Source organism: Rhodococcus sp. CX (genome assembly GCF_015865005.1).
Classification (GTDB): Bacteria; Actinomycetota; Actinomycetes; order Mycobacteriales; family Mycobacteriaceae; genus Rhodococcus.
Genome location: NZ_JADZGH010000068.1, coordinates 31,267 through 34,573, shown reverse-complemented (window position 1 = coordinate 34,573; position 3,307 = coordinate 31,267). Strand labels below are relative to the sequence as shown.

The following is a 3,307-nucleotide window of genomic DNA, read 5'->3' as shown; positions in this document are numbered from 1 at the left end:
TCGTCGGACATGTTGGGCAGCATGCGGTCCCGCACGATGCCCGCGTTGTTGACGACGATGTCGAGGCTGCCGAACCGATCCTGCGCGGTGGAGACGAGTGCGTCGGCGGTGGCGCGTTCGGCGACGCTGCCCGGCACGAACGCGACGTCGCCGCCGATCGCGCGGATCTGCTCGAGCGTGTCCTGGACCTCGTCGGTCTCGGCGAGGTCGTTGACGATCACCGTCGCGCCGGCCTGCGCCAGTGCCACCGCCTCGGCACGACCCAGTCCCGCACCGGCGCCGGTCACCACGGCGACCTTGCCGGTCAGGTCTGCCCCACGGGGGTCGGTGACATTCTCGGGACCGGCGCTGCCGTCAACACTCATGAACCGCACTCCTCGCGACCGCGGCGGACCCTGACGGCCCACCTCTTCGTTACCGGCCCTCCGGCCGCCATGTCAGGCGCACTCGGGGCCCGACGCTCCGGCGAATGAAACCGGGGACCGTCGGAATGTAGAACGCGTTCTCATTCCTGGCAAGAGCAGAGCGTCAGATCTCCGTGAGCGCCGCGCGCGGGCACTGGGCGATCGCCTCGCGCGCGTCCGCCTCGCGACCCTCCGGCACCGGGTGCACGACGGTCAGTTCGTCGTCGTCGTTCAGATCGAACAGATCCGGCGCGATTCCCACACACACGCCGTTCGCCTCGCAGCGGTCGAAGTCGACCTTGATATCCATCCCGAACCCTCGCTTCCCATTCGCACCGAGCCTCTCGGACACCGTCGGCGGCACCCCGAACGGAGCCTGTCCGGTAAGGCTAGAACGCGTTCCAGTTCTGTGCAATGATTCGGAAACATTGTCGGACCCGTCCCCGTGGCGACGATTGGAGCGGTTCGTTGGACATCACCTATACCCCGCAGCAGCAGAAGCTGCGCGAGGAGTTGCGCGCGTACTTCGCCGAGCTGATGACGCCGGAGCGTCGTGAGGCGCTCTCGGCGACGACCGGCGAGTACGGCGCCGGAAACGTGTACCGCGAAGTGGTGCAGCAGATGGGCAAGGACGGCTGGCTCACCCTCGGCTGGCCCGAGGAGTACGGCGGCCAGAACCGTTCCGCCATGGACCAGTTGATCTTCACCGACGAGGCCGCGGTCGCGGGTGCTCCGGTCCCGTTCCTCACCATAAACTCGGTGGCGCCGACGATCATGCACTACGGCACCCCCGAGCAGAAGGCGTTCTTCCTGCCGAAGATCTCCGCGGGTGAACTGCACTTCTCCATCGGCTATTCCGAGCCCGGCGCCGGCACCGACCTCGCGTCGCTGCGCACCACCGCCGTGCGCGACGGCGACGAATGGGTCATCAACGGGCAGAAGATGTGGACCAGCCTCATCGCCTACGCCGACTACGTGTGGCTCGCGTGCCGCACCGATCCGAATGCCAAGAAGCACAAGGGCATCAGCGTCCTCATCGTGCCCACCACGGCGGAGGGATTCTCCTACACCCCGGTGCACACCATGGCCGGACCGGACACCAGCGCCACCTACTACCAGGACGTGCGGGTCCCGGCGTCGGCCCTCGTCGGCGAGGAGAACGGCGGCTGGGCGCTGGTCACCAACCAGCTCAACCACGAACGCGTGGCGCTCACCTCGGCCGGCCCGATCCTCACCGCGCTGCAGGAGGTCCGGGCGTGGGCGCAGAACACCACGCTGCCCGACGGCCGGCGCGTCATCGACCAGGAATGGGTGCAGATCAACCTCGCCCGGGTGCACGCGAAGGCCGAATACCTCAAGCTCATGAACTGGGAGATCGCGTCCAGCACCGCGCCCCTGGGCCCGGCACCCGCATCTGCGAACAAGGTCTTCGGCACGGAGTTCGCGACCGAGGCCTACCGGCTGCTCATGGAGATCCTGGGCCCCGCGGCGACCCTGCGGCAGAACACCCCCGGTGTGCTCCTGCGCGGACGCATCGAACGCATGCACCGCAGCTCGCTCATCCTGACGTTCGGCGGCGGCACCAACGAGGTGCAGCGCGACATCATCGCCATGACCGCCCTCGGCCAGCCACCCGCCAAGCGCTGACCGCCGAGCCGCCACACCACGAGAGGACCACGCAGTGGACTTCACGCTCACCGAGGCCCAGCAGGATCTCGCCGGGCTCACCCGCAACATCGTCACCGAGGTCGTCACCAACGAGCATCTCCGCGAGCTCGACGCCGCCGAGGACCGGATCGACCACGCCCTGTGGGACGCGCTCGCGTCGTCCGGGATTCTCGGTGCCGCGGTCCCCGAGTCGATCGGCGGCGACGGATTCGGCCCGCTCGAGCAGATCAGCATCTGCGCCGAACTCGGCCGCGGCGTCGCGGCCGTGCCGTATCCGACCTCCGTCGTCGCGTCCGCGACCGCCATCGCCGAATTCGGCACCGACGCGCAGCGCGCCGCGTGGGGTGAACCGGCGGCGACCGGTGAGAAGGTCCTCGCGGCCGCGCTCACCGAGGAACTGAACGACGATCCGACCACGCCCACCACCCGGGCCGTCGCCGACGCCGACGGCTGGATCCTGAACGGCACCAAGATCGTCGTCGATGCGGCGCCGATCGCCAATCTGTTCCTGGTCCCCGCCGCCTCGGAGTCCGGCGTCGTGGTGCTGCTCGTCGACGCCGACGCGCCCGGGGTCACCGTGACCCGCCAGTCCACCACCGATTTCGGCAGCGCCGGCATCGTCGAGTTCGCCGGGACGCGCGTCGGCGCCGACCGGGTGCTCGGCACGGACGGCACCGCGGTCGCGGCGTGGCTGCGCGACCGCACGCTGCTCGGATCCGCCGCCTACCAGTTCGGCGTCCTCGAACGCGCGCTCGAGCTCACCGCCGAATATGCCCGCGAGCGGATCCAGTTCGACCGTCCGATCGGCAGCTTCCAGGCCGTCGCCCAGCGTCTCGCGGACGGGTACATCGACGTCAAGGCCGTGCGCCTGACCCTGTGGCAGGCCGCATTCCGGATCGCCGCAGGGCTTCCGGACACCGGAGAGCTGCGCACCGCGGCGTTCTGGGCCGCCGACGCCGGGCATCGCGTCGCCCACACGACGGTGCATGTGCACGGCGGCGTCGGACTCGACGAGGATCATCCGGTCCACCGCTACTTCCTCGCGGCAAAGCACCACGAGTTCCTGCTCGGTTCGGCGACGACCCAACTGCGTTCGCTCGGCGCCGAACTCGCCTCGACGCCGGCCTGATCGGTCCCGCTCGCCGAGATGTCGCCTGTACGCCGGCGCCGGCCTGCCCCGAGGATGCACCCATGACGGAAACACCCACGGTGACCGCCCTGCTCACCGCGATGTC

At 69.4% G+C, this 3,307-nt stretch carries 4 protein-coding genes; 2 read left to right on the top strand and 2 right to left on the bottom strand.

Features of this window, described 5'->3' with window-relative positions; genetic code table 11:
* A partial coding sequence (locus I0Q12_RS32235) for an SDR family NAD(P)-dependent oxidoreductase (protein ID WP_231610177.1) occupies nt 1-365 on the bottom strand: 365 nt, incomplete at its 3' end.
* A gap of 163 nt (nt 366-528) precedes the next feature.
* A complete protein-coding gene (locus tag I0Q12_RS07175; protein ID WP_197251276.1) occupies nt 529-714 on the bottom strand; it encodes a ferredoxin in 186 nt (61 codons plus the stop codon).
* 158 nt (nt 715-872) lie between these two features.
* On the opposite strand from I0Q12_RS07175, the gene I0Q12_RS07170 reads away from it, so the two are divergent.
* Complete coding sequence (locus I0Q12_RS07170) at nt 873-2,051, top strand: acyl-CoA dehydrogenase family protein (RefSeq protein ID WP_197251275.1); 1,179 nt, start codon at nt 873-875, stop codon at nt 2,049-2,051.
* A gap of 34 nt (nt 2,052-2,085) precedes the next feature.
* Nucleotides 2,086-3,201, top strand: coding sequence for an acyl-CoA dehydrogenase family protein (locus I0Q12_RS07165; protein ID WP_197251274.1), 1,116 nt, complete (start codon nt 2,086-2,088; stop codon nt 3,199-3,201).
* The last annotated feature ends 106 nt before the right edge of the window (nt 3,202-3,307 follow it).

Excerpts from the sequence above, each read along its gene's own strand:
- I0Q12_RS07175 (WP_197251276.1), bottom strand. The coding sequence starts at position 714 with ATGGATATCAAGGTCGACTTCGACCGCTGCGAGGCGAACGGCGTGTGT.